We start from the raw sequence: 24,262 nt of genomic DNA, 5'->3' as shown, positions 1-24,262 counted from the left end.
ATCAGTGGGCCCCGGCGTCGCGCAGCAGCGCCGCGGCGTGCTCGCCGAGCGCGTCGGCTTGCGCGAAATCGCCGGCCTGCGCCAGCGCATGCACCTTCACCAGCGGCGCGTTGCCTTCCGGGTCGCCCCACGCGGCATCGATGCGCAGCGCGCCGTCGGCCTGCCAGCGTGCATGGGCCGCCAGCGGCATGGAGCAGCTGCCGCCCATCGCGCGGCTCACTGCACGCTCGGCGGCGGTGGAAAGCCAGTCGCTCTGGTGGGCCAGCGAGCGCAGCAGTTCGATGAGTTCGGTGCGGTCCGCGCGCACCTCGATGCCCAATGCGCCCTGCCCCGCGGCCGGCAGCATGGTGTCGGGATCGAAGGCCACGCGGATGCGGCTTTCCAGCCCCAGCCGCTTGAGCCCGGCCGCCGCCAGCACGATGGCGTCGTATTGCCCTTCGTCGAGCTTGCGCAGGCGGGTGTCGAGGTTGCCGCGCAGCGGTTCGATGCGCAGGTCGGGCCGCAGCGCGCGCAGCAGCACCACGCGGCGCAGGCTCGAAGTGCCGACCACCGCACCCTGCGGCAGTGCGTCGAGCGATTCATAGCGGGGGGAGACGAGCGCATCGCGCGGGTCTTCGCGCTCCAGCACGCAGGCCAGCGCAAAGCCTTCTGGCAGGTCCATCGGCACGTCTTTGAGCGAATGGACCGCGATGTCGGCGCGCCCTTCTTCGAGCGCGAGTTCGAGCTCTTTCACGAAGAGCCCCTTGCCGCCCACCTTGCTGAGCGTGCGGTCGAGGATCTGGTCGCCGGTGGTCGTCAGACCGAGCAGGCTGACCGTATGGCCCTTTTCTTGCAAAAGCGCCCGCACGTGTTCGGCTTGCCACAGTGCCAGGCGGCTTTCGCGCGTGGCGATCACGATATTGCTCAAGACCTGTTCCAAAAGTACGTATTCCAAACCGCCGGAATGCTAGCATGTTGCGCCGCAACAACGCAGGCGGCGCATCCATTCAAGAAGTCAAAAAGTCCAGGACAAACATCGAATGAAAGCCAGCAAGACCCCTGCTCCCCCCAAGCGCCGCCAGACCGAAGACCAGCCACTGATCGACGACATCCGGCTGTTGGGCCGGATCCTCGGCGATGTGATCCGGGAGCAGGAAGGAGACGAGACCTACGCGCTGGTCGAAAAGATCCGCACCTTGTCCGTGGCTTTCCGCCGCGATGCCGATCACGCCGCCGACCGCGCGCTGAAGAACCTGCTCAAGGGCCTGAGCGCGGTCGAGACGGTGCGCGTGATTCGCGCCTTCACCTACTTCAGCCACCTGGCCAATCTCGCGGAAGACCGCCACCAGATCCGCCGCCGCACGGAAACGGAACGCGCGGGCGAAAGCGTCGAAGGCGATCTGCAAACCGCGCTCGCCCGCATCCGCAAGGCCGGCGTAAAGCCCGACGACATCGTCGCCTCGCTGGCCCACAGCTACGTGTCGCCGGTGCTCACCGCGCACCCGACCGAAGTGCAGCGCAAGAGCATCCTCGACGCCGAGCGCGCCATTGCGCAGCTGCTCACCGTGCGCGACGAGATCAGGCTGCGCCAGAGCGCCTATGCGGGCGGCAAAGATGCGCTATCGCCGCTCGAATTTGCCGAGAACGAAACGCAGATGCGCACCCGCGTCACGCAGATCTGGCAGACGCGCATCCTGCGCTTCTCCAAGCTCACCGTGGCCGACGAAATCGAGAACTCGCTGAGCTATTACGAAGCCACCTTCCTGCGCGAGATTCCGCGCGTGTACGCCGACCTCGAAAAGGCCCTCGCCCAAGGCGGCCACACGCCATCGGTCGCGCCTTTCCTGCGCATGGGCCAGTGGATCGGCGGTGACCGCGACGGCAACCCCAACGTCACCGCCCAGACGCTCGAATACGCCCTGAGCCGCCAGTGCGAACTGGCGCTGCGCCACTACCTCACCGAAGTGCACTACCTGGGCGGCGAACTGTCGCTGTCGGCCACGCTGGTCGATGTATCGGTCGAGATGCAGGGGCTGGCCGAACGCTCGCCCGACACCAACGAGCATCGCAAGGACGAGCCCTACCGCCGCGCCCTCACCGGCGTGTATGCGCGCCTGGCGGCCACGCTGCGCGAGCTCACCGGCGGCGAGGCTGCGCGCCATGCCGTCGCACCGCAGAACCCGTACGCCACGGCCGAAGAGTTCCTGGCCGACCTGCGCACCGTGGCCGAATCGCTCGAGGAAAAGCACGGCAACGTGCTCGCCGCGCCGCGCCTGCTGCCGCTGATTCGCGCGGTAGAAGTGTTCGGCTTCCACCTGGCCACGGTCGACCTGCGCCAGAGCTCCGACAAGCACGAAGCGGTGATCGCCGAGCTGCTGGCCACCGCGCGCATCGAGCCCTCGTATGCCTCGCTCGCCGAAGAGGCCAAGCAGACGCTGCTGCTCAGGCTGCTCGACGACGCCCGCCCGCTGCGCGTGCCCGACGCCGACTATTCGCCGCTCGCAAAGAGCGAGCTGGCCATCTTCGCCGCCGCCCGCGTCTCGCGTGCGCGCTACGGCGCCGCGGCCATCCGCCACTACATCATCAGCCACACCGAAACGGTGAGCGACCTGCTCGAAGCACTGCTGCTGCAAAAAGAAGTGGGCCTGCTGCGCGGCGCAATGGACAGCAACGCGACCTGCGACCTGATCGTGGTGCCGCTGTTCGAAACCATCGAAGACCTGCGCAACGCCGCACCCATCGTGCGCGCCTTCTATGCGCTGCCGAACATCCAGGCGCTCATCGAACGCTCGGGCGCCGAGCAGGACGTGATGCTCGGCTACAGCGACAGCAACAAGGACGGCGGCATCTTCACCAGCAACTGGGAGCTGTACCGCGCGGGCATCGCGCTGGTGTCGCTGTTCGACGAGCTCAACAAGAAGAAGGCCAACCCGATTCGCCTGCGCATGTTCCACGGCCGCGGCGGCACGGTGGGGCGCGGCGGCGGCCCTAGCTACCAGGCCATCCTCGCGCAGCCGCCCGGCACGGTGCGCGGCCAGATCCGCCTGACCGAGCAGGGCGAAGTGATCGGCTCGAAGTACGCCAACCGCGAGATCGGCCGGCGCAACCTCGAAACGCTGGTGGCTGCCACGCTCGAAGCCACGCTGCTGCCGCAGGGCAAGTCGGCGCCCGCCACCTTCCTCTCGGCTGCGGGCGAACTTTCGACAGCCAGCATGGCCGCATACCGCAAGCTGGTCTACGAAACCCCGGGCTTCGGCGACTACTTCTTCGGCTCCACGCCGATCCGCGAGATCGCCGAACTCAACATCGGCTCGCGCCCCGCCTCACGCAACCCGAGCCACAAGATCGACGACCTGCGCGCGGTGCCGTGGAGCTTCAGCTGGGGCCAGTGCCGCCTGACCATTCCGGGCTGGTTCGGCTTCGGTTCGGGCGTGGAGCAGTTCCTGGCCGCCGCCAGCAATGCCGCGGGCAAGAAGGAACGACAGGCGCTGCTGCAGCGCATGTACGAGCAGTGGCCCTTCTTCCGCACGCTGCTGTCGAACATGGACATGGTGCTCGCCAAGAGCGACCTCGCGCTGGCCTCGCGCTACGCCGAGCTGGTCACCGACCGCAAGCTGCGCCAGAAGGTGTTCTCGATGATCGATGCCGAATGGCACCGCACCTCCGACGCGCTCACGCTCATCACCGGCGCGAAGCAGCGGCTCGAAGGCAATGCCGAAATGCAGCGCTCGGTGCGCCACCGCTTCCCGTACATCGATCCGCTGCACCACCTGCAGGTCGAACTGATGCGGCGCTACCGCGCAGGCGACGGCGGCGAGCGGCTGCAGCGCGGCATTCACATCTCGATCAACGGGGTGGCGGCGGGGCTGCGCAACACGGGCTGACGCGCCTCATTCCGGCCACTGCAAAGGGCGCTTCGGCGCCCTTTCCTACGTCCGGCGTCTGCAATCAGGCACCTGTAAGGTCATTTAAAAGCGTACGGTCGGACACGTTCACAGTTCTCGCAATCGCGCGGCAGCTCGAAGTCGTTACAAGGAGCCCGTTGCCATGCCAGTCCCGCAGTCCCTCACCCATTCGCCCATCGATTTCGTCGGCAACGACGCCAAGGCACTTGCCTCCCACATGCGCCACTGCGCGCGCGCCCACGGGCGCTGGTTCTCGCTGCGAAGCCACATGCAACGGGTGCGCGCGCTCGCTGCGGGCCGCATCGTCACGATCGCCTGCGTGGCCGTGGTGCTGGGTATTGGTCTCTTCGCCATCGCTTGAGCGCCGCAGCCGTCGTCGACCGTCTCCAGGGACTCAGTCCGTACGCCCGGGCGCTGCTGCTTGGCCCGCATGATCCGGTAGCCACACCGATCCGCGCCGAACTCTTCGGCATCCAGCGTTTCGAGCAGCATGGCCACAGCCTCGCCCGCGCCCAGGTGGTGGAAGAAGACCGCCGCCTCGCGCGCGAGGGTGCGCCCTTCTTTCCGCGCGTGGACGAAAACCTCGCGTCGCTGCGCAACGCGTTCGACTACATCGCGCTGATCTCGCTCAGCGGGCGCTACGTGTCGCCCGCGGCCGAGTGGCTGCTCGACAACTTCCACCTGGTCGAGGCGCAGCTCCAGCAGATTCACGACGGCGTGCCGCGCAGCTACTACGCGCGCCTGCCCAAGCTCGCCGCGCCGCCGCTGGCAGGCCTGCCGCGCGTGTACGGCATTGCCTGGGCCTACGTGGCGCACACCGACAGCGTGCTCAACAAGACGCTGTTCACCGCCTTCCTCAACGCCTACCAGGACATCGACGAGCTCACGCTCGGCGAGCTGTGGGCGCTGCCCACCACCCTGCGCGTGGTGCTGCTCGAAAACCTGCGCCGCGTGGCCGAGAGCATTGCCGAGAACAAGGTGGCGCGCGAGATCGCGCATGCCGCATGGGACGCCGCGCCGCATCTTTCGGTGCAAGACCTCGACGTGCTCTACCGCGCGCTGCAAAGCCACGGCCTGCAGGACAACTACCTCACGCAGCTGTGGCAGCGCCTGCCCGTCGAGCATGGCGAAGACATGCCCGCGCTGGTGCGCTGGACCGAACAGCACTGCCCCAACGGGCCGGCGCTGATCGGCGAAGCGCAGAACGCGCAGGCCGCCGCCAACCTCACGGTCGGCAACATCATCATCACGCTGCGCATGATCGGCCAGGTCGAGTGGAGCGACCTGATCGAACCCGTGAGCCGTTCGCTGCGCGTGCTGCGCGAACTGCCGAGCTTCGCCAACGAGAGCGAGCTCACGCGCCAGCAGATCACGCATGCGATGGAACAGGTGGCGCGCAGCAGCGAACAGCCCGAGCGCGCCGTCGCGCAAGCCGTGGTGCAACTGGCCGCGAGCGCGCCAGCCGACGATGCGGGCGCGGAGACCGACCGCGCCGACGGCACCGCCGGCTACTACCTCTTCGGCCAGGGCAGGCCCGCGCTGATCGCCGCGCTGCAATCGAACGGCCACGCGGGCCGTGCCGGGCGGGCGCCCGGCACGCGGCAGGCACGCGGCCACCGCGGCTGGCGATTGCCGGTCTACGTCGGCTCCGTGGCGCTGGGCACCGCGCTGCTGCTGTTCGCCGTGGTGCACAGCCTGCCGCACCGCGAAGACTGGACCACCGTGCTGGCGCTCGTGCTTCTGGCATGGCCGTTGTCGGAAGCGCTGCTCGCGCTTGCTCAACGCATCATGGCCGAGTCGGTGCGCGTGCAGGCCTTGCCGCGCCTGGACTTTGCGAACGGCATTCCCGAGCGGCACCGCGCGCTCGTCGTCATGCCCACGCTGCTGGGTTCGGTCGCGAACAACGCACAGCTCGCACACCGGCTCGAACTGCACTGGCTCGCCAACCGCGAAACACATGCGCAGTTCGCGCTGCTCACCGACTGGGCCGATGCACCGCTGGCCTCGCTACCTGAAGACGGGCCGCTGCTCGACGACGCCCTGCAACGCATTGCCGCGCTCAACACCAAATACCCCGTGGCGCCCGGTGAGGCGCCGCGCTTCCTGCTGCTGCATCGCCCGCGCAGTTGGAGCGACACCGAGCAGCGCTGGATGGGCTGGGAACGCAAGCGCGGCAAGCTCGAAATGCTGGTGCGCCTGCTCGCGGCTGGCGACGCCAGCGGCTTCCTGCCGCTCGCACCGGGCCTGCGGCTCGCCGCCGGCCGCACGCCGTATGTACTGACGCTCGACAGCGACACAGGCCTCCCGCCCGGCGCCCTGCGCGACCTGGTGTCGATTGCCGCGCACCCGCTCAACGCACCCGAAATCGACGTGCAAGGGCAGCGCGTGGTCGCCGGCTTCGGCATCCTGCAGCCGCGCATCGTCACGCCGTTTCCGCTGCGGCACGAGCGCTCCTTCTTCCACTGGGTGTTCGCCGGCCAGTGCGGGCTCGACCCCTACGGCAGCGGTGCCTCCGACATCTACCAGGACGTGTTCGGCAGCGGCTCCTTCACCGGCAAGGGCCTGCTGAACGTGCGCGCGCTGCACGCCACGCTCGATAGCCGCCTGCCCGACGGCGCGGTGCTTAGCCACGACCTGCTCGAAGGCACGGTCGCACGCTGCGCCATGGTGAGCGACGTAGTACTTGTCGAGGACCATCCGCACCATGCCGGAGTTGCGGCGTCGCGCGTGCACCGCTGGGTGCGCGGCGACTGGCAGCTGCTGCCGCTGATGTGGCGCGCGCGCCGCTTCGGCATCGACGCGCTGGGCCTCTGGAAGATGAGCGACAACCTGCGCCGCTCGCTGGTGGCGCCGGCTTCTTTCGCGCTGCTGGTGCTGGTGGTCTTCACGCAGGCCATGCCGCTGGGCTGGGCGCTGGCGGCCGTGGCGTCGGCGCTCACGCTGGGGCCGCTGCTCGGCGCGCTGGCCGGGCTGGTGCCCACGCGCCGCGCCATCGAGCTGCGCCACTTCTTCGACGTGGGTGCGGTCGAGCTGCTGCGCGCCATGGCCGGCGCGGCCTGGCAGTTCGTGCAACTCGCGGCGCAGACGCGGCTGCTGCTCGACGCATGGTTCCGCGCGACCTGGCGCCTCGTGGTCAGCCGCCGGCATCTGCTCGAATGGACCACGGCCGCGCAGGCGCAGGCGCAAGCTAGCGGCCGCCTCGCGCCCTTCCTGCGCAATGCCGCCGCGAGCAGCGTGGCATGCCTCGCGCTCGCCGTGGCGGCGCACTGGAGCGCGTACCCGGTGATCGGCGCGCTGCTGTTCGTGCTGTGGGCGCTGGCACCGGTCGCGGCCTGGTGGGGCAGCCGCACCGAGGCAAAGGCGCCAGACCCGCTCAACGCCGATCAGCGCACCTACCTCGAGAAGCTTGCGCACGACACCTGGCGCTTCTTCGAGCACGTGGTGGGCCCGGACGACAACCACCTGCCGCCCGACAACCTGCAGCTCGAGCCGCAGCCCACCATCGCGCACCGCACCTCGCCGACCAACATCGGCATGTACCTGCTGGCCACCTGTTGCGCGCGCGAGTTCGGGTGGATCGATACCGCCGCCCTGCTCGCCCGCATCGCCGCCACGCTCGACAGCGTGGACCGCATGCACAAGCACAACGGCCACCTGTTCAACTGGTATGACACGCAGACACTGAAGCCGCTGCCGCCCGACTACGTGTCGAGCGTGGACAGCGGCAACTTCGCGGGCCACCTGGTGGCCGTGGCGCAGGCCTGCCGCGCCTTCGCCGCCGAAGGCTGCCAGCCGCATGAAGCGCCCGCGCTCGAAGCACTGGCTGTGCGCTGCGACGCGCTGCAGGCCGGCATGGACTTCAGCGGCCTCTACGACCCCAAGCGCCATCTGTTCCACATCGGCCTGCGGGTCGAAGAGAACGTGCTCGACGCGAGCTACTACGACCTGCTGGCTTCCGAATCGCGGCTGCTGAGCTTCCTTGCAATTGCCAAGGGCGACGTGCCGCGCCGCCACTGGATGGCGCTGGGTCGGCCATTCCTGCTGGTGGGCTTCGAGCCCAGCCTGAAGTCGTGGTCGGGCTCGATGTTCGAGTACGTCATGCCCGCGCTCGTGATGACCGAGCCCACCGACGGCCTGCTGCAAGTGGCCAACGCCGCCGCCATCGCCGAGCAGCAGGCCTTCGGGCGGGCGCAGAACCTGCCGTGGGGCGTTTCCGAATCGGCCTACTTCGCACAAGACCACTCGCTGGCCTACCAGTACTCGCCCTTCGGCGTGCCGCGCCTCGCGCTGCGGCGCACGCCACCCACCGACCGCGTGGTGGCGCCCTATGCGAGCGCCATGGCCGCGCCGTTCGCGCCCGGGGCGGCGGTGATCAACCTGGAACTGCTCGAATCGCTGGGCGCTCGCGGCGAGTTCGGCTTTCACGACGCGATCGACTTCACCGTCTCGCGCCAGCCTGAGGGCCAGGACTTCACCGTGGTGCGCAACTTCATGGCACACCACCAGGGCATGTCGCTGGTGGCGCTGTGCAATGTGTTGTGCGCCGATGCGCCGCGCCGCTGGTTCGGCAGCGCCGCGCTGGTGCAGGCGCACGAGTCGCTGCTGCACGAGCGCACGCCGCGGCAGATCATCGGCAGCGCCGATCCGCGCACGCCGCCCGAACCCAGCCAGGCCGAGCTGGCGCCGCTGTTCCAGCCCCGCCTGGTCGACCCGATGGCGCCCGGCTTCCAGCCCACGCACCTGCTGTCGAACGGCCGCTACACCCTTGCCCTGCGTGCCAACGGCGCTGGTGTGAGCCGCTGGCATTCGTTCAACGTGACGCGCTGGCGCGACGACCCGCTGCGCGACAGCTACGGCACCTTCTTCTTCGTGCGCGACGAGGGCACTCAGGAGCTCACCTCGCTCACCGCCCTGCCCGCGCCGGGTGACGGCTGGCGCTACCGCACGCGCTTCCTGGCCGACCACGTGCAGTTCGACGCGACCGGCCCCGGCCTGCAGGTGCGCACCACGGTGCTCATCAGCCCCGAGGACGACACCGAGCTGCGCAACATCACGCTGCACAACTCGGGCGAGGAAACGCGCACGCTCGAACTGGTCTCGTACTTCGAGCCGGTGCTGTCGAACCCCAAGGCCGACGAGGCGCACCCGGCCTTCGCCAACCTGTTCGTCGAGTCGCGCTGGGAGCCCGCGTGGCGCGCGCTGCTGATGTTGCGCAAGCCGCGCCTGCACGGCGACGCGGTGATGGCCGCCGCGCACTTCCTGGCCTCGGCGGATGCCCACGTGCTCTCGGTCGACTGCATGACCGACCGGCGCGCCTTCATCGGGCGCAACCGCACGCTGGCCAACCCCGCGCTCGACGCGCAACCGCTCACGCCCAACGGCAAGCAGGTCAATGGGCTGGACCCCATCGCCTGCCTGCGCGTGCGGCTGTCGATTGCGCCCGGCGCCACCGCGCGCCTGAGCTTTGCCACTGCGGCCGACAAGAACATCGACGCGCTGATGCCTGGCATCGACCGCTACATGCAGCCGATGCACGTGGAGCGCGCCACCCGCATGGCCGCCACGCTGGCGCAGGTGCGGCTGCGCGACCTGAGCATTGCGCCCGCGCAGAACCTGGCGCTGCAAGACCTGACGACCATCCTCACCTACACCACGCCGCGCGTCATGCGCGACCGCGGGCTGATCGACCTGCGGCAAATCTGGCGCTTCGGCATCTCGGGCGACAAGCCCATCGTGCTGGTGCACATCCACTCGATGATCGGCATGGGGCTGATCAACACGCTGCTGCGCGCCCAGCCCTGGTGGGGCTTCGGCGGCGTGGCCTGCGACCTGGTGGTGCTCAACGGCGAGCCCAACTCGTACCTGATGCCGCTGCAGCGCGAAATAGAAAGCCTGCGCGCACGCGTCGCGCAGCAGACGCAGAACAGCTTTCCGCGCAACGACACGGCCGGCTTCTACCTGCTGCGCGACCAGGACGTGGTGCCCTCGGAAAAGGCCGCGCTCTCCAGCCTGGCGCGCGCGGTCTTCACGGCCGACGGGCGTCCGCTCGAAGTGCAGGTGGCTGCGCTGCACGAGGCCCGCAACGACACAGCGGCATCGACAGTCGACGCTGCCGCCGCGTTGCCGGGCGTGCCCCTGCTGCCGCACCCCGCCCCGACGCCATCGGCCACCGCCCCGACCGGCGACTTCGACGCCGGCACCGGCGAGTTCCGCTTCGAGGTCGGCCTCGACCGGCGCACGCCGCGGCCGTGGATCAACGTCATCGCCAACGCGGGCTTCGGCTTCCAGGTTTCCGAGTGGGGCACGGGCTTCACCTGGGCCGGCAACAGCCGCATGCATCAGGTGACACCGTGGTCGAACGACCCGGTGCAGGACCCGGCCTTCGAGCACTACCTGCTGCAGGATCTTGCTTCGCGCGAGATGCTGCCGCTGACACCTGCTGGTGGCAACACGGCCGGCGCACGCCACCGTGTGCGGCACGGCCAGGGCTACACCGTGTTCGAGCACAAAGCGAATGGTCTCGCGCTGGAAACCACCTTCTTCGCGGACCGCGACGAGGCCGTCAAGCTCGTGCACGTGCGCGTGCGAAACGGCGGCACCGGCACGCGCCGCCTGCGCGCACTGGCCATGGCCGAGTGGCAGCTCGGCGACGCGCGGGGCACGCGGCGCACCGTGCATTGCTGGAAGCCGGAAGACCAGCCGGCCGTGTTCGGCCAGCAGCGCGAATCGGGCGCGGGCTTCGGCGGCAGCACGGCCTTTCTGCTGCTGGCGGGGCTGCAAGGTGCCACGCAATGGACCTGCGACCGCAATGAATTCTTCGGTGATCGCGGCATGGTCGAAGTGCCCGACACGCTCGCACGGCGCGCCGGCAGCGGGCTTGACGCCTGCGCAGCCATCGGCGGCGAATTCGTGGTGGCGGCAGGCGACACCGCCAGCTTCACCTTCGTGCTGGGCCATGCGGACAGCGCTGACGCCGCACTCGAGCTCGCGCGCCGCTGGCGCCAGCGCGACGTGCCCGAAGCGCTGACGCAAGTGCGCGGCTTCTGGGACGAGCTGCTCGGCCGCCTGCAGGTGCGCACGCCCGATCCGCTGTTCGACGCGCTGGTCAACCGCTGGCTGATTTATCAGACGCTGGCCTGCCGGCTGTGGTCGAAGGCGGGCTTCTACCAGGCGGGCGGTGCCTTCGGCTTTCGCGACCAGCTGCAGGACGCAATGGCCTTCGCACTCACCGACCCGGCGCGGCTGCGCGAGCAGATCCTGGTCAACGCGGCACGACAGTTTCCTGAAGGCGACGTGCAGCACTGGTGGCACATGCCCGGCGGCGCCGGCGTGCGCACGCATTTCTCTGACGACCTGCTGTGGCTGCCGTATGCGTCAGCGCACTATGTCGAGGTAACGGGCGATGCATCTCTGCTCGACGAGATGGCCGGCTTCATCGAAGGCCCGGCCATTCCTGATGGCGCCGAAGACGCGTACTACGCCCCGCAGCGCAGCGGCCAGATGGCCAGCGTGTTCGAGCACGGCGCGCGCGCCATCGACCGCAGCCTGAAGACCGGCGTGCACGGCCTGCCGCTGATGGGCACCGGCGACTGGAACGACGGCATGAACCGCGTAGGCAACGAAGGCCGCGGCGAATCGGTGTGGCTCGCGTGGTTCCTGTGCAGCGTGGTCGCGCAGTTCGCGCCGCTGGCCCAGGCGCGCGGCGAGCACGAACGCGCCGCGCGCTGGACGGCGGCGCGCACCGGCTGGATCGCCGCGCTGCACGACGCCGGCTGGGACGGCGCCTGGTTCCGCCGCGCCTTTTTCGACAACGGCGCGCCGCTGGGCTCGTCGTCCAACGACGAGTGCCGCATCGACCTGATTGCACAGGCGTGGTCGGTGCTGTCGGGCGCCTCGGACGCGGCGCACACGGGGCCGGCCATGGAGTCCGTCAAGAAACTGCTGCACGACGAATCGGCCGGACTGCTGCGCCTGCTGACGCCGCCGTTCGCGCGTTCGGGCAACAACCCGGGCTACATCCAGGCCTACCCGCCCGGTGTGCGCGAGAACGGCGGGCAGTACTCGCACGGTGCGGTGTGGGCGCTGATGGCGCAGGCGCTGCAAGGCGACCACGAAGCGGCGTGGCGGAGTTTCGAGGGGCTGAGCCCTGCACATCGTGCTCAGCACCCCGAGCGCGGCCCGGCCTACGAACTGGAGCCCTACGTGATGGCGGGCGACGTCTACGGTGCCGCGCCCTACGTGGGCCGCGGCGGCTGGAGCTGGTACACCGGCTCGGCCGCGTGGCTGCACCGCGCGGCGGTCGAGACGCTGCTGGGCCTGAGCGTGAAGGGTCGCCAGCTCTCGCTGACGCCGCGCGTGCCCGCGCACTGGCCGGGCTTCGAGATCGCGCTGCGGCTCGGCGCGCGCAAGCTCACGCTGCAGTGGGGCGATGTGCAAGATGCCGCCGTGCCGACACACCACGTGGCGGTGGGCGAATGGATCGACTGGCAGGCGCTGCCGGCCGATGCGGTGCTGCGGGTGGGATAAGCCCGCCCTTGCGGTGGGCCTAGACTCGCAACCCCACTCACCCATCGCGACCGAAAAAAGGAAAAGCCATGAAAGGCTCCTGCCTGTGCGGCACCGTCCGGTACGAGGCCACCCGCCTCGCCGGCCCCATCGTCCACTGCCATTGCGCGACCTGCCGCAAGGCGCACAGCGCGGCCTTCACCACGACCGCGCGCGCCGACCGGTCGGACTTCCGCTGGACTGCGGGCGAGGACGCCATCGGCTCCTTCGAATCGACGCCCGGCAAGCTGCGCCACTTCTGCACCCGCTGCGGCACGCACCTGGTTGCCGAATGGGTGGCGCAGCCGCAGGTGATCCTGCGGGTGGGGTCGCTCGACGACGACCCGGGCCAGCGACCCACTGCGCACATCTGGACCTCGCATGAAGTGCCGTGGCTCGATCACACATCCGACATTCCATCGTTTCCCGAAGCGGCGCCACCCAAGGCATGAGCACCACGAAGATCCAGTTCCGCCGCAAGGTCATCGTCATCGTCCTGCTGTGCGTGGCCGTCGGTGGCGCCGTCGTCCGGCATTACGCGACACCGGGCACCACCACGCGCGACATCGCAACGCTGCTGATGGTGCTGTGGGTGCCGATCATCGGCAACGTGATTGCATGGCTCATCAGCAAGCGCCCGCGCCGTGCGCCGCGCGCGCCGGCCGTCGCGCCGCCGAGCTTCGACACGGCCGGCACCTTCACGCCGCATGCGCGCGTCGAGCTCACCTTCCGCAAGCCCGCGCTGCCCTCGCAGGACGTGCCAATTGCGCCGGGTGAATACCGCTGCGCACTGGTGATCGACAAGGAAGGCTTCTCGGCGCGCTGGGTCGTGCCGCCGGGGGATGCGCTGGAGCGCGGCAAGCCTGCGGCGCTGGACATCGAATTCCTCTCGCCGGCGGTGGCGCAACCGAAATTTGCGCAGGGTGCGGTCTTTCGTGTACTGATCGGCGACTCCTTTATCGCCGACGGCCGGGTGCTGTAGCTGCGGGCCACGCCAGCAAATACGGATACGCGGATGGCTACAGCCATCAAAAGGGTCGATTGTTCGCCCCAGGGAAACTGACTACTGCTCCCCGGCGTCTTTGTCGCGGAGGCGACGGCTCGCACACTCCAATGCCTCTTCACCAGCATTGGCCCACGCGTCGCCGATGCTTCCAAGGACCGCTTCCCATGATGAATTCCCCAAGCAGCAACCCGTGCATCGACGACCTCGCTGCACCGGCGCCGGTCTCCGCACCAGTGCCTGCGTCCCGCTCCGCATGGCTCGCCGTCAGCTCCATTGCCGTCGGCACCTTCGCGATGGTCTCGACCGAGTTCATGCCCATCGGCCTGCTGACCGACATCGCGCGCGGCCTCAACGTGTCCGACGGCACGGCCGGCCTGATGGTCACCATGCCCGGCGTGCTGGCCGCATTCGCCGGTCCGGCGTTGATCGTGGCGTCGGGCAAGCTCGACCGCCGCACCGTGCTGATCGCGCTCACCACGCTGCTGATTGCCTCCAACCTGCTCGCCGCCTTCGCGCCCAACTTCGGCACGATGCTGGTGGCGCGCCTGCTGCTCGGCCTGTGCGTCGGTGGCTTCTGGACTTTTGCGCCCGCTGCCGCCACGCAACTGGTGCCGCACGCTTCGCAGGCACGCGCGATGTCGCTGGTGCTGGCCGGCGTGTCGGCCGCTACGGTGCTCGGTGTACCCGCCGGCTCGTTCCTCGGCACGCTGTTCGGCTGGCGCGCCTCGTTCGCGGTGACCGGTGCGCTGGCGGCCGTTGTGCTGCTGGTGCAGTTGTGGCTGCTGCCCGCGATTCCGCCGGTGCGCGCCATCGGCGCACGCGACCTGCTGACGCCGCTCACGCGCCGCATGGCGCAGGTCGGCCTGCTCGCGGTGCTGTTCTTCATCGCCGGCCACTTCGCGGCCTACACCTACCTGAAGCCGCTGCTGCAACAGGTGTTCGGCCTGGCGCCCAACTCGGTCTCGACGCTGCTGCTGGTCTACGGCGCGGTGGGCTTCGTCGGCACCTTCGTCGGCGGCAGCCTGGTGGCGCGCAGTGTGCGCGGCACCACCCTGCTGGCGGCGCTGATGCTCGCCACTGCCCTGCTGCTGACCACGGTGATCGGCTCCGGCTTCGTGCCCGGCGCGGTGGTGGTCGTGATCTGGGGCGTGGCCTTCGGCCTGATTCCGGTGGCGCTCACGGGCTGGATGATGGAAGCGGTGCCCGACGCACCCGAAGCCGGCCAGGCCCTGCTGGTGAGCGGCTTTCAGGTGGCGATTGCCTCTGGCGCGCTGATCGGCGGCGTGACGGTCGACAGCTTCGGCATTTCCAGTGCGATGGTGCTCAGCGGCGTGCTGGTGCTGATCGCGGCGCTCATCGTCGGCACACTGGGCCGGGCGCGCGGCGGTGCGTCGCTGGCTGCGGTTCCGGAATGACGCGGCACTGAAGAAGATCGATCAGCGGCGGCCGGGCTTCTTTCCGGCCGCCACGATCGCATCGAGCACCACGCGCAAGGCCTTGTTGACGGGCTTGTCCCGCCGGATCACCACGGCCAGCGTGCGGTGCATTCGGGGATTCAGGCGGCTGGTCTTCAGCTCGGGGTGGGCGCCGCGGCCCACCATCGACATGCCGGGCACGATGGCATAGCCCAGCCCCGCGGCCACCATCTCCTTCATCGCTTCGACACTGCCCAGCTCCATCACGGGCTGCGGCTGCAGGCCACCGGCGGCAAACCAGCGGTCGACCAGCTTGCGCGTGTTGGCGGCGGGCTCGAACAGCACCAGCGGCAATGCGCCCAAGTCGCCCGGTGTAATCCTCGCCTTCAGCGGCGCGAGGTCTGCCCGGCCGATGGCAACGAACTCGTCGTCCAGCACCGGCATGACCGTCAACGAACGACCGGCCGCCGGCAGCGTGACCAGTGCGAGGTCGAGGCTGTTCTCTTCCACCTTGCGCGCCTGATCCTCAGTGTTGCCGGTGCTGACCACCACGCCCAGCTCCGGAAACTGTTCGCGCAGGCCACGCAGCACGGCCGGCAGAAAATGCAGGCAGGCCGTCGCGCCCGTGCCAAGCCGCACGCGGCCCGCGATGCCGCTGGCGTGGTCGACCAATGCATCGACGGCGTTCTCCACCGCGGTCTCGATGTGCTGCGCGTGGCGCAGCAGCTCCATGCCCGCTGGCGTGGCCTTCGCGCGCTTGCCGACCCGCTCGACGAGGCGCACCGCCAGCCGGCGCTCCAGCTGGCGGATCTGCAGGCTCACAGCCGGCTGCGAGACGCCCAGCCGGTCGGCCGCTGCCGAGAAGCTGCCCGTTTCGATCACCAGCCCGAAGGACTTGAGCTGGTCGAGGTTCAGTGATTTATCCAAAGTATTTCTTATGCCTTGCATAGGTCAACGAAGCTTCACTTATCGATGGTGGATCGTCAAGATCGGGCCATGTCATCGCAATGCACCACTTCCGCCACCGTTGAAATCCTCGACGCCGAGCCGCACCACATGGCCGCCGTGCAGGCCATCTACAGCCACTACGTGCTGCACGACCTCTGTTCCTTCGAAGAAGAAGTACCCACCGTCGACCAGATGCAGGCGCGCCGCGCCGATGTGCTCCGGCGCGGCCTTCCCTACCTCGTCGCGCTGAAGGACGGCGAGGTGGTCGGCTATGCCTATGCCACCGCCTACCGCGCCCGTTCCGCCTACCGGCACACGGTGGAAGACTCAATCTACGTCGCGCAAGACATGCACGGCCACGGCATCGGCAAGGCGCTGCTGCGCGAGGTGATCCGGCGCTGCACCGACAGCGGCTTCACGCAGATGGTGGCGGTGGTCGGCAACAGTGCGAACGCCGGCTCGCAAGGCCTGCACGAGCGCCTCGGGTTCGAGATGGTCGGCGTGCTGCGCAACGTCGGCTTCAAGTTCGGCCAATGGGTCGACACCGTGCTGATGCAACGCGAGCTGCGCTGAGCTCGCCCCGCATCGCGGCCGCTCACCGATCTTCGCCCTCGGACCACTCGGGACTGTAGCCGCCGAGTGTCGGGTGGTACATCTCGTCGCCCGAATGCTGGGTGAACTCAACGTTGAGCCGGTCTTCGCGCAAGCCCAGGATCTCGATGCAGTCGCGACACAGCGCCTTGGCCACTTCGAGCCGCAGTTCGGCCGACCGACCGCGCCGGATGTCGCACATGAGCACCGACACCTCGGCGGGCTCGCCGTCCACCATGCGCCACACGCCGCCCTCGCCCACTTCGCGGATCGCGATGCTGATGCGGCGGATGTCGACGCTCATCATCTGCGCGTAGGTTTCGCTGAGTTTTGCTGCGAGGCGCTTCTTGTCGGCCACGGGGTGGTGGCCGTTCACGTCGAGTTGGAGATAGGGCATGGTGGGGATTCCTCGAGGCCGATCCTAGTCATTGCAGTTTTACTCTGCAACCGACCGGCCATTGCGGTCTAAACTTGCACCCAGCCCAGGAAGAAAAGTCATGGCCCGTAGAAGAAGCCTCAAAACCGACGCATGCCCGATGGCACGTGCGCTCGAGATCGTCGGCGACCAGTGGTCGCTGCTCGTCATCCGCGACGCCTTCGACGGCATGAAGCGCTTCGGCGAGTTCCAGCAGAGCCTGGGCGTTGCGAAGAACATCCTGTCGGACCGGCTGAAACACCTGGTGCAGGAAGGCGTGCTCGACCTGGCGCCCGCCTCTGATGGATCGCTCTACCAGGAGTACGTGCTGACGGCCAAGGGCAAGGGCCTGTTCCCCGTGGTGGTGGGCCTGCGGCACTGGGGCGAGGCGCACCTGTACGCCAAGGGCGAGCGGCATTCCGTGCTGCTCGAGCGCGACAGCGGCAAGCCGGTGCCGAAGATCGAGTTGCGCACGCGCGATGGAAAGCAGCTCGACCCGGACGCGACCTTCGTGAAGAAGCTGCCGGCCAAGGCAGCACGCTGACGCACCGCCCGCCCGCTCTCCTCAGTTGCCTATCGGGTATTCCATGGCCACGCGGATCTGACGCGTGTTGAGTTCGGCCTGTGCCTTGTTGTTGCGGTGCTCGCCGTAGCGCAGCAAAAAGGCCAGTCCCTTGGCGCTGCCCTGCTGGACCGTGTAGCGCAGCCAGATGTCGCGCTCCCAGTGCCTGCCGCCCTGGCCATAGCCCAGCCAGGCATAGCCTCCACGCGCCGGCACGCGGCTGCCATCGATGCCGCTGCCGCGGATGTAGGCCGCTCCCAGAGTCAGGCCGGGTGCGCCCCAACTGGCGGCATCGGCTTCGTATCGAAGCTGCCACGACTGCTCGCGCGGCGCATTGAAATCCGAGAGCTGCGCCGCGTTGCCGAGCCAGATGGCGCCGCGCGTCACATAGTCGAACGGCGTGTCGCCCGCGACCTTCTGCCAGCCGAGGCCCACGCGGTGGGGGCCATGGCTGTAGGCAGTCATCAGGCTTGCGGTTGTGTTGTCGATGGCGCCCGCCAGCGCACGGCCCGTGTCCTTGCTGTGATAGACCTGCAGGTCGAAGGACAGCGCGCGCTTCTCCTGGAGCGGCACCGTGTAGTAAGCGCCCAGGTAACCGGTGCGCCAGGTGTCCTTCAGGCGCCCGAGGTAGGCCGTGAGCGCAAGTGAAGGAGTGCCCTTCCAGGTTCCACCGACGAAGTCGAACGCGTCGCCGCGCGGCGACTTCGGATCGAGATAGTTCACGACCAGCGGGTTGTCCGTGCTGCGTGCATTGCGATCGGTCGAGCCGGTGAAGCGGCCGGCCTGCAGCGTGAGTTTGTCGAACTCGTTGCTGGTCAGCAGCCAGCCGCGCATGGTTTCGGGCAGCAGGCGGGTGTCGGAAGAACTGAAGATCGGCGTCTTGACGCGCTGCTCGCCGACCTTCAGGACCGTGGAGGAGACGCGCGCCTTCAGCGCCACCCCGCCGCGCGCAATGCCGTCCTGCGCGTAGCCCGCGCTGTCCGCCGGCAGCATTCGGATCTTGCCGACGCGGAAATCGTCGCCGTCGAGATTGCGCGCGAGCGAAGCATGCGCATCCGCGCCGAAGCCGATCCAGCCCGGCGTGAATCCGGATTCCACGCTGCCCATGAGGCCGTAGCCCCACTCCTGCGCGTAATCACTGCGCTGCGCTCTTGGCAGCGTGGCATTGCGTCCGCCATTGCTGCGGTCGCCGCGCAGGTAGCTGCGGTTCTCGTACACGCTGCGCTGAAGCACGCTCCAGCGTGTGTCTTCGATGAAGCCGCCGCCTTCGACCGCCATGGCGGAGGTGCCCAGCATGGCGAGGGCTGCGCTACAGAACCGCCTCGCGGCCGGGTATGGGCGAACGACGGCACTCACAGGTACTTGAGCCAGGCGATATCACGGCGCCGCGCCTTCAGTGCGGCGAAGGCACGCACCGCGGGATACAGCGCAAAGGCCAACACGGCGGCGGCAAGCCACACCATCCAGACCGCATCGAAACCGAAGAGCTTGCCCTTGTTGGGCCCCCAGATAGCCTCCGCCCCCAGGTAGAGGAACTTGAGCACGTACAGATGCAGCACGTAGAAGAACATGGGCGCCGCGCCGAACACGGCCAGCGGCGCGAGCCAGGCCGCGCCTTGCCTGCGTTCGAATGCGCGCAGCAGCAGCAGGCCGACGCCCAGGGTCAACGCGATGAACAGCAAGGAAGGCGGGTACTTGGTGATGTTCAGAAAGCTCATCAGGGTGGTTACTGCGCTGTCGCCGACCGCCCATGGCCTGTCGCCGTAGACATCGAGTACCCGCAACAGCACGAAGCCCGCCAGCAGCGCAGCGCCCCATGCCAGCAGCCGCCGCTGGCGCTGCGCCGCATCGGCGCCGGGCAGGAACCACGGCCCGGCGGCGTAGCCCAGCGCGATCACTCCGATCCAGGGAAGCAGCGGATAAGACGTGCGCAGCTTCAGTGCGTCGAACACCTCGATCCAGCCCCGGTCGTGCAGGATGGCCCAGGGCACGTGCAGCACATGGCCCACGGGAAAGTGCAGGCCGTCGAGCAGGTTGTGCCCCGCGACCAGCACGAGGCCCAGCGCAATCAGCACCTTGCGCGGCAGCCACACGAGTGCCGCCAGCGCCAGCATTGACAGGCCGATCACCCAGATCACCTGCAGGAACACCTTGGCCGGCGGAAACTGGAAGGTCCACGCGAAGTTGATGACCGTGACCTCCAGCAGGACGAGGAACAGGCCCCGCTTCCAGAGGAACGACGATGCGGTAGCCCGGCCGTCGGCCTGCTTCGAGCCGTAGAGGAAGGCCGACAGCCCCGTGAGAAAGACGAACACCGGCGCGCACAAGTGGGCAAGCAGGCGACTGAAGAACAGCTCTGGCTGCGTCTCCGCGACGATCATCGGATCGGGCACCTGCCGGTGCAGATAGAAGGTTTCGCGCACGTGGTCCAGCAGCATGAACAGGATCACGAGGCCGCGCAGCGCGTCGATGGAAAGCAGCCGGGCCGGGTTGCTGGCCCGGGACGGCGAAAGGTTGGATGAAACTTCGGGCACGACGTTATTGGGAATTAGATCCCAATATCGTAGCCCACCGAAATGACACCCTCGCCGCCGTTCGCCACGGCGGCGGGTCGATTACCCGGCGGCCGCTGCAGCCTTCGCCTTGGCAGCCAGCGCCGCGAACTCTTCCTTGCCGAAGGCAGTGCCGAAGAGGCCCCAGCCGCCTTCCGCCGCCTCGGTGAGGATCACCCAGGTGCGCGCCGCCTGGCTCGGATCGCCCGAGAGTTTGGTGACGATCTCGGTCGCTTCCCTGGTGATCTGCTTCTGCCCTTCACGGTTCAGCGAGCCCGGCGGCGTGATGATCTGCACGCGCACCGTGCGGGCCTGCGCGCTGGTGGCCGTCTGCACGGCCGATGCCGGCAAGCGGTGGATGTAGGCGGCAGTGTTGTCGAGGTGGAAGGGGCCGGGGTTGGCCACGCCCTCGGCGCGCAGCACGGCGAGCGTGAGCGCCTCGCCAAGCTGGCGGTCGGCATCGGCGGGGAACATGTCTGCGGCGGCGTAGACGTCGATCATGGGCATGGGGAGGCTCCTCGGAGGGGGTTTGGGCACTTCTGAATGATGAACATCATCCAGACTGAGGATGATGATGAACATAATCCTCATCGTCAAGCACAAGGACCGAGCACTTTTTCACCGACATGGGCCATTCCAAAGCCAACAAGGAGCAAAGCCACGCGCGCATCGTGCAAACCGCCGCCGCGCGCTTCCGGGAGGCGGGCGTCGATGGCGTCGGCGTGGCCGATCTGATGAAGGAGGCCGGGCTCACGCACGGCGGCTTCTACCGGCACTTTGCCTCGCGCGACGCGCTGGTGGCCGAGGCCATCGAGTGCGCGCTGAGCGACGGCGGCCGCGCCGTCGAGGCCATCGCCGCTTCCAAGGCGAGCCGCCAGACGGTGGCGGCCACGCTGGTCGACGCCTACCTCAGCACCGCGCACCGCGACGCACTGGCCACGAGCTGCGCCGTGACCACGCTGGCTGGCGACGTGGCCCGCAGCAACGAGCAGGCGCGAGCGGCCTACACACGACAGGTGAACATGTACCTCGATCTGCTGGCCAACCTGGCGGCGGCGCAGCCATCGAAGGAGAAGCGCGCGAAGGCTATCTCGGCGCTGTCTTCATTGGTGGGTGCGGTGTCGCTGTCGCGTGCGGTCAACGACGAAGTGCTCTCGCAGGAAATCCTCAGCGCGGCTGCCGGCGAGTTGAAGGCCCTGCTGGGCTAGGCCTACTCCCCCAGCAGCTCCCCGATCGGCTGCAGGTCTTCCACCCGGTCGCAGATCGACTTGATCACCATCGTGATCGGAATGCCCAGCAGCAGGCCCCAGATGCCCCAGAGCCAGCCCCAGAAGATCACGCCCACGAACACCGCCACCGGGTTCATGCGGCTGGTGCGGCTGGTGAGCCAGGGCATCAGCAGGTTGCCGATGATCGTGTGAATCGCCAGCGACACGCCGCCCACCACGATCCCCATCTGCAGGCTGTTGAACTGCAGGAAGGCCACCAGCCCTGCGGCCGTCAGCACGATCACCGAGCCGATGTACGGAATGAGGTTGGTCACGGCCGCGATGATTCCCCACACCGCCGCGTTCTCCACGCCCAGCGCCCAGAACGCCAGGCCGGTCGCCACGCCCACCACGCCGCTCACCAATATCTGCACCAGCAGGTAGCGCTCGATGTTGCGCGTGATGTCGTCCAGCACGTGCACCGTGACCTTCTTCTTCTGCAGGCTCGACCCGGTGATCTTGATGAGCTTGCGGCGGAAGGTGTCGCCCGAGCACAGCGCGAAGTAAGTGAGGAAAGCCACCAGCGTGAGCTGCCCCATCGCGCTCAGCAGCCCGACTGTGCCGCTCAGCAGGTAATCGCGCACGTTGAAGCCCGGCCGTTCGATGACCACGCGCGCCACGCCCTTGCGCGCTGCGACGCGGGCTGAGTTTTCTTCGGCGGCCTTTTCGAGCTGCGCGGCGGCCTGCTGCACGCTTTCGAGCGGCGTGGCGCTGGCGCCCTTGTCGCGGCGCATGGCCTGGCCGAGCTTCTGTGCGGCCACCGGCAGCGAATCGAGCAGCTGCGAGGCGCTGCCCGAGAGCGAATAGCCGGTCCAGCCCAGCCCGCCGAACAGCCCCACGAGGATCAGCGCCGCGCCGATCCAGCGCGGCAGCTTCCAGCGATGGAGCAGGTCCACCAGCGGCGACAGTGCGTAGGTCAGCAGCAGGCTCAGCATCAGCGGAATGAAAACGGCCTGGCCCCACTGCAGCGCGAACACACTGGCCAGCACGGCGAGCACCACCAGCGAGGCGCTGCGCACGTCGACGGGCATGTGCAGCAGCAGGCGGTCGCGTGCGGGCATGGGCGGCTCTGGCTCCGGTTCAGGCTCGGTGACCGGTTCGGGCTCTTGCGCTTCGGGCGCAGGTGCGGGCTCGACCGCTGCGGCCTGCGGTGGCTCGGTGGCCGGTTCCGGCTTCGATTCGGGCGGCGGCGGCGCCTCGGCAGCCACGGGCTTGTCGTCGCTCATCGCGCTTCCTTGAGCACTTCTCGCACCGCGGCAAGCTGGCGGCGCGACACGGCCACGGGTTCGGGAATGGCGTCCAGCCGCAGGGCCCAGCCCTCGGCGTCCTCGCCGTCGTCGTATTTCTCCAGCGCGCGAATCGCCGAGCGCGCCACCAGCGCATTGCGGTGCACGCGCAGGAAGCGGTTCGGATAGCGCTCCTCGAACTCATTGAGCGAGCCATCGAGGATGTGGCTGCGCGTGGCCGTGCGCACTGTGAGGTACTTGTATTCGGACTTGAGGTAGAGCACTTCCGACAGCGGCACCCGCTCGGCCCGGCCGCGGTCCTGGATCAGCACCGTCTCGGGCACGGCCTCAGCCTGCAGCGCGCGGCGCTCCTTCAGGAAGCGCTCTGCCTTCTGCAGCGCCTGCTGCAGCCGCTCGGCGCGCACGGGCTTGGTGAGGTAGTCGACCGCGTCGAGGTCGAAGGCCGTCACCGCGTGGGTCGCATGCGCGGTCACGAACACCACGGCCGGCGCATCGGAGCGGCTGCGCAGCGCGCGCGCCACCTCGATGCCGTCGACGCCGGGCATGTGCACGTCGAGCAGCACCAGGTCGAGCGCCATCGTGGTCAGGTGCTGCAGCGCCTCGGCGCCCTGCGAGGCCTCGGCCACCACCTCGGCGGCGGGCGAGGTGCAGTCGCGCAGCAGCGTGCGAAGGCGCGATCGCGCCAGGGCTTCGTCGTCAACGATGAGTGTCTTGAGGGTCATGATTCGGCGGAGTCCGCAGGAATGGCGATGCGCACCCGGTAGCTCTTCTGGTCCATGCCGGCGCTGAACTGCATCTGCATGTCGTGCAGCAGCCGCAGGCGGTCGCGCACGTTGGCCAGCGCAATGCCGTGGCCGCGCGGCAGCGGCTCGTCGGCCCAGCGCAGCGGCGGCAGGCTGTTGACCACCTCGATCACCACCATGCCGCCGCGCCGCTCGGTGCGAATGCGCAGCTTGGCGCCCTCGGGGCTGGGCTCCACACCGTGCTTGATGGCGTTCTCGACCAACGGCTGCAGCAGCAGCGGCGGCAGGCGCGCGTTGCTGGCGGCGGCGTCCAGGTCCCAACGGATGCGCAGGCGGTCGCCGAAGCGCACCTGCTCGATGGCCAGGTAGCGCTCGGCTAGCGCGATCTCGTCGGCCAGCGTGCACGATTCGCCCGGGTCGGCCAGCGCCTGGCGGAACAGCTCGGCCAGGTCTTCGAGCATGGTCTCGGCCTTGGCCGGCTCCTCGCGCACCAGCGCGATGGCGCTGTTGAGCGTGTTGAACAGAAAGTGGGGGCGGATGCGCGACTGCAGCTCTTCGAGCCGGGCGGTGGTCGCCGCCGGCGTCTGGCCCCGGGCACGCAGCACCATCGCGGCCATTACCAGTCCCGCGAACAAGGCGCCGGTCAAAGCACTGGCCAGCCACGGCGCGCTGGCAAGAACACCCGTCAGCCGCAGCAGGCCGCAGCCATACAGCGCCGACACCGCGCCGAGCACGGCCCCAGCCGCGTACTGCCCCTGCTTCGGCAGGCGCCGCAGCGGCTTCTTGAGCCCGCAGGCGCTCACCAGCCACATCAGGGTGGCTGGCAGAGCCCCGCCCGTGACCGTGGCCGTCTGCACCAGCCATTCGCCGGGCGTGGAGGCCACAAACAGGGTGGCGATGGCCACCACAGCCTCGACGAACACCACGGTGCGCAGCACCACCCCGATCTGGCAGGCGTCGAAGATCGACGGGTCGCCGCGCAAGGGCGTTCGCGCCCTTTCCGACGATGACGGGGGCGTGGGGGTAGAGCTGGCCGATAAAATCGCCGGGTTGCGCATCGCAGACATCAGATCCATCGGGTGACCAA

At 68.6% G+C, this 24,262-nt stretch carries 18 protein-coding genes; 9 read left to right on the top strand and 9 right to left on the bottom strand.

The annotated features are described in order from the left end of the window. Position 1: 1 nt before the first annotated feature. Complete coding sequence (gene hemC / locus ACSFBF_RS21220) at positions 2-907, bottom strand: hydroxymethylbilane synthase (RefSeq protein WP_435470406.1); 906 nt, start codon at positions 905-907, stop codon at positions 2-4. 112 nt (positions 908-1,019) lie between these two features. Here hemC and ppc point away from each other — a divergent pair, with 112 nt between their 5' ends. From ppc to ACSFBF_RS21190, 6 genes are all read left to right on the top strand, one after another. Then, positions 1,020-3,863 carry a phosphoenolpyruvate carboxylase gene (gene ppc, locus ACSFBF_RS21215; RefSeq protein WP_435470404.1) on the top strand — a complete coding sequence of 948 codons (2,844 nt, stop codon included), beginning with the start codon at positions 1,020-1,022 and terminating at the stop codon, positions 3,861-3,863. Between the two features lie 163 nt (positions 3,864-4,026). Further along, positions 4,027-4,245 carry a hypothetical protein gene (locus tag ACSFBF_RS21210; RefSeq protein WP_258350729.1) on the top strand — a complete coding sequence of 73 codons (219 nt, stop codon included), beginning with the start codon at positions 4,027-4,029 and terminating at the stop codon, positions 4,243-4,245. Beyond that, on the top strand, positions 4,242-12,410 hold the full coding sequence (locus ACSFBF_RS21205; RefSeq protein WP_435470402.1) for a glycoside hydrolase family 94 protein: 8,169 nt from the start codon (positions 4,242-4,244) through the stop codon (positions 12,408-12,410). The genes ACSFBF_RS21210 and ACSFBF_RS21205 overlap by 4 nt, the downstream gene beginning before the upstream one ends. 68 nt (positions 12,411-12,478) lie before the next feature. After that, a complete protein-coding gene (locus tag ACSFBF_RS21200; RefSeq protein ID WP_435470400.1) occupies positions 12,479-12,880 on the top strand; it encodes a GFA family protein in 402 nt (133 codons plus the stop codon). Further along, on the top strand, positions 12,877-13,410 hold the full coding sequence (locus tag ACSFBF_RS21195; RefSeq protein WP_435470398.1) for a hypothetical protein: 534 nt from the start codon (positions 12,877-12,879) through the stop codon (positions 13,408-13,410). Before ACSFBF_RS21200 ends, ACSFBF_RS21195 begins: the two co-directional genes overlap by 4 nt. Before the next feature lie 188 nt (positions 13,411-13,598). Further along, positions 13,599-14,849, top strand: coding sequence for an MFS transporter (locus ACSFBF_RS21190; RefSeq protein ID WP_093049355.1), 1,251 nt, complete (start codon positions 13,599-13,601; stop codon positions 14,847-14,849). A gap of 21 nt (positions 14,850-14,870) precedes the next feature. Here the strand turns inward: ACSFBF_RS21190 and ACSFBF_RS21185 are convergent, their stop codons facing one another. Next, entirely contained in the window at positions 14,871-15,797 is a 927-nt protein-coding gene (locus tag ACSFBF_RS21185; protein WP_435470395.1) for a LysR family transcriptional regulator, read from the bottom strand. Between the two features lie 48 nt (positions 15,798-15,845). Here ACSFBF_RS21185 and ACSFBF_RS21180 point away from each other — a divergent pair, with 48 nt between their 5' ends. After that, positions 15,846-16,370, top strand: a complete 525-nt coding sequence (locus tag ACSFBF_RS21180) for a GNAT family N-acetyltransferase (RefSeq protein ID WP_435470393.1) — start codon at positions 15,846-15,848, stop codon at positions 16,368-16,370. Positions 16,371-16,392: 22 nt separating this feature from the next. Here the strand turns inward: ACSFBF_RS21180 and ACSFBF_RS21175 are convergent, their stop codons facing one another. Continuing rightward, positions 16,393-16,785, bottom strand: a complete 393-nt coding sequence (locus tag ACSFBF_RS21175) for a tautomerase family protein (protein WP_435470391.1) — start codon at positions 16,783-16,785, stop codon at positions 16,393-16,395. Positions 16,786-16,885: 100 nt separating this feature from the next. Here ACSFBF_RS21175 and ACSFBF_RS21170 point away from each other — a divergent pair, with 100 nt between their 5' ends. Next, positions 16,886-17,347 carry a winged helix-turn-helix transcriptional regulator gene (locus tag ACSFBF_RS21170; RefSeq protein ID WP_435470389.1) on the top strand — a complete coding sequence of 154 codons (462 nt, stop codon included), beginning with the start codon at positions 16,886-16,888 and terminating at the stop codon, positions 17,345-17,347. A gap of 21 nt (positions 17,348-17,368) precedes the next feature. Here ACSFBF_RS21170 and ACSFBF_RS21165 read toward each other — a convergent pair whose 3' ends face one another. The 3 genes from ACSFBF_RS21165 to ACSFBF_RS21155 all read right to left on the bottom strand — a co-directional run bounded on the left by ACSFBF_RS21165 (position 17,369) and on the right by ACSFBF_RS21155 (position 20,424). Further along, positions 17,369-18,661 (bottom strand): OprD family outer membrane porin, encoded by a 1,293-nt coding sequence (locus ACSFBF_RS21165; protein ID WP_435470387.1) that lies wholly within the window; start codon positions 18,659-18,661, stop codon positions 17,369-17,371. A 56-nt stretch (positions 18,662-18,717) separates the two neighbouring features. Continuing rightward, entirely contained in the window at positions 18,718-19,899 is a 1,182-nt protein-coding gene (locus tag ACSFBF_RS21160) for an acetyltransferase domain-containing protein (protein WP_435470385.1), read from the bottom strand. Positions 19,900-19,980: 81 nt separating this feature from the next. Next, the gene (locus tag ACSFBF_RS21155; protein WP_435470383.1) at positions 19,981-20,424 is read right to left on the bottom strand and encodes a tautomerase family protein; all 444 of its coding nucleotides are present in this window, start codon (positions 20,422-20,424) and stop codon (positions 19,981-19,983) included. A 119-nt stretch (positions 20,425-20,543) separates the two neighbouring features. Here ACSFBF_RS21155 and ACSFBF_RS21150 point away from each other — a divergent pair, with 119 nt between their 5' ends. After that, entirely contained in the window at positions 20,544-21,125 is a 582-nt protein-coding gene (locus tag ACSFBF_RS21150) for a TetR/AcrR family transcriptional regulator (protein WP_435470381.1), read from the top strand. Positions 21,126-21,127: 2 nt separating this feature from the next. Here ACSFBF_RS21150 and ACSFBF_RS21145 read toward each other — a convergent pair whose 3' ends face one another. Genes ACSFBF_RS21145 through ACSFBF_RS21135 form a run of 3 tightly spaced genes read right to left on the bottom strand, consistent with a single transcriptional unit; the run spans position 21,128 to position 24,233 of the window. Next, positions 21,128-22,411, bottom strand: a complete 1,284-nt coding sequence (locus ACSFBF_RS21145) for an AI-2E family transporter (RefSeq protein ID WP_435470379.1) — start codon at positions 22,409-22,411, stop codon at positions 21,128-21,130. After that, positions 22,408-23,154 (bottom strand): LytR/AlgR family response regulator transcription factor, encoded by a 747-nt coding sequence (locus ACSFBF_RS21140; RefSeq protein ID WP_093049334.1) that lies wholly within the window; start codon positions 23,152-23,154, stop codon positions 22,408-22,410. Before ACSFBF_RS21140 ends, ACSFBF_RS21145 begins: the two co-directional genes overlap by 4 nt. After that, a complete protein-coding gene (locus ACSFBF_RS21135; protein WP_435471243.1) occupies positions 23,151-24,233 on the bottom strand; it encodes a sensor histidine kinase in 1,083 nt (360 codons plus the stop codon). Before ACSFBF_RS21135 ends, ACSFBF_RS21140 begins: the two co-directional genes overlap by 4 nt. Positions 24,234-24,262: the final 29 nt, after the last annotated feature.

It is taken from the genome of Variovorax nivicola, assembly GCF_051216475.1.
GTDB lineage: Bacteria > Pseudomonadota > Gammaproteobacteria > Burkholderiales > Burkholderiaceae_C > Variovorax.
The sequence above is the reverse complement of the archived record's forward strand: the minus strand, read 5'-3'. Positions and strand labels throughout refer to the sequence as shown.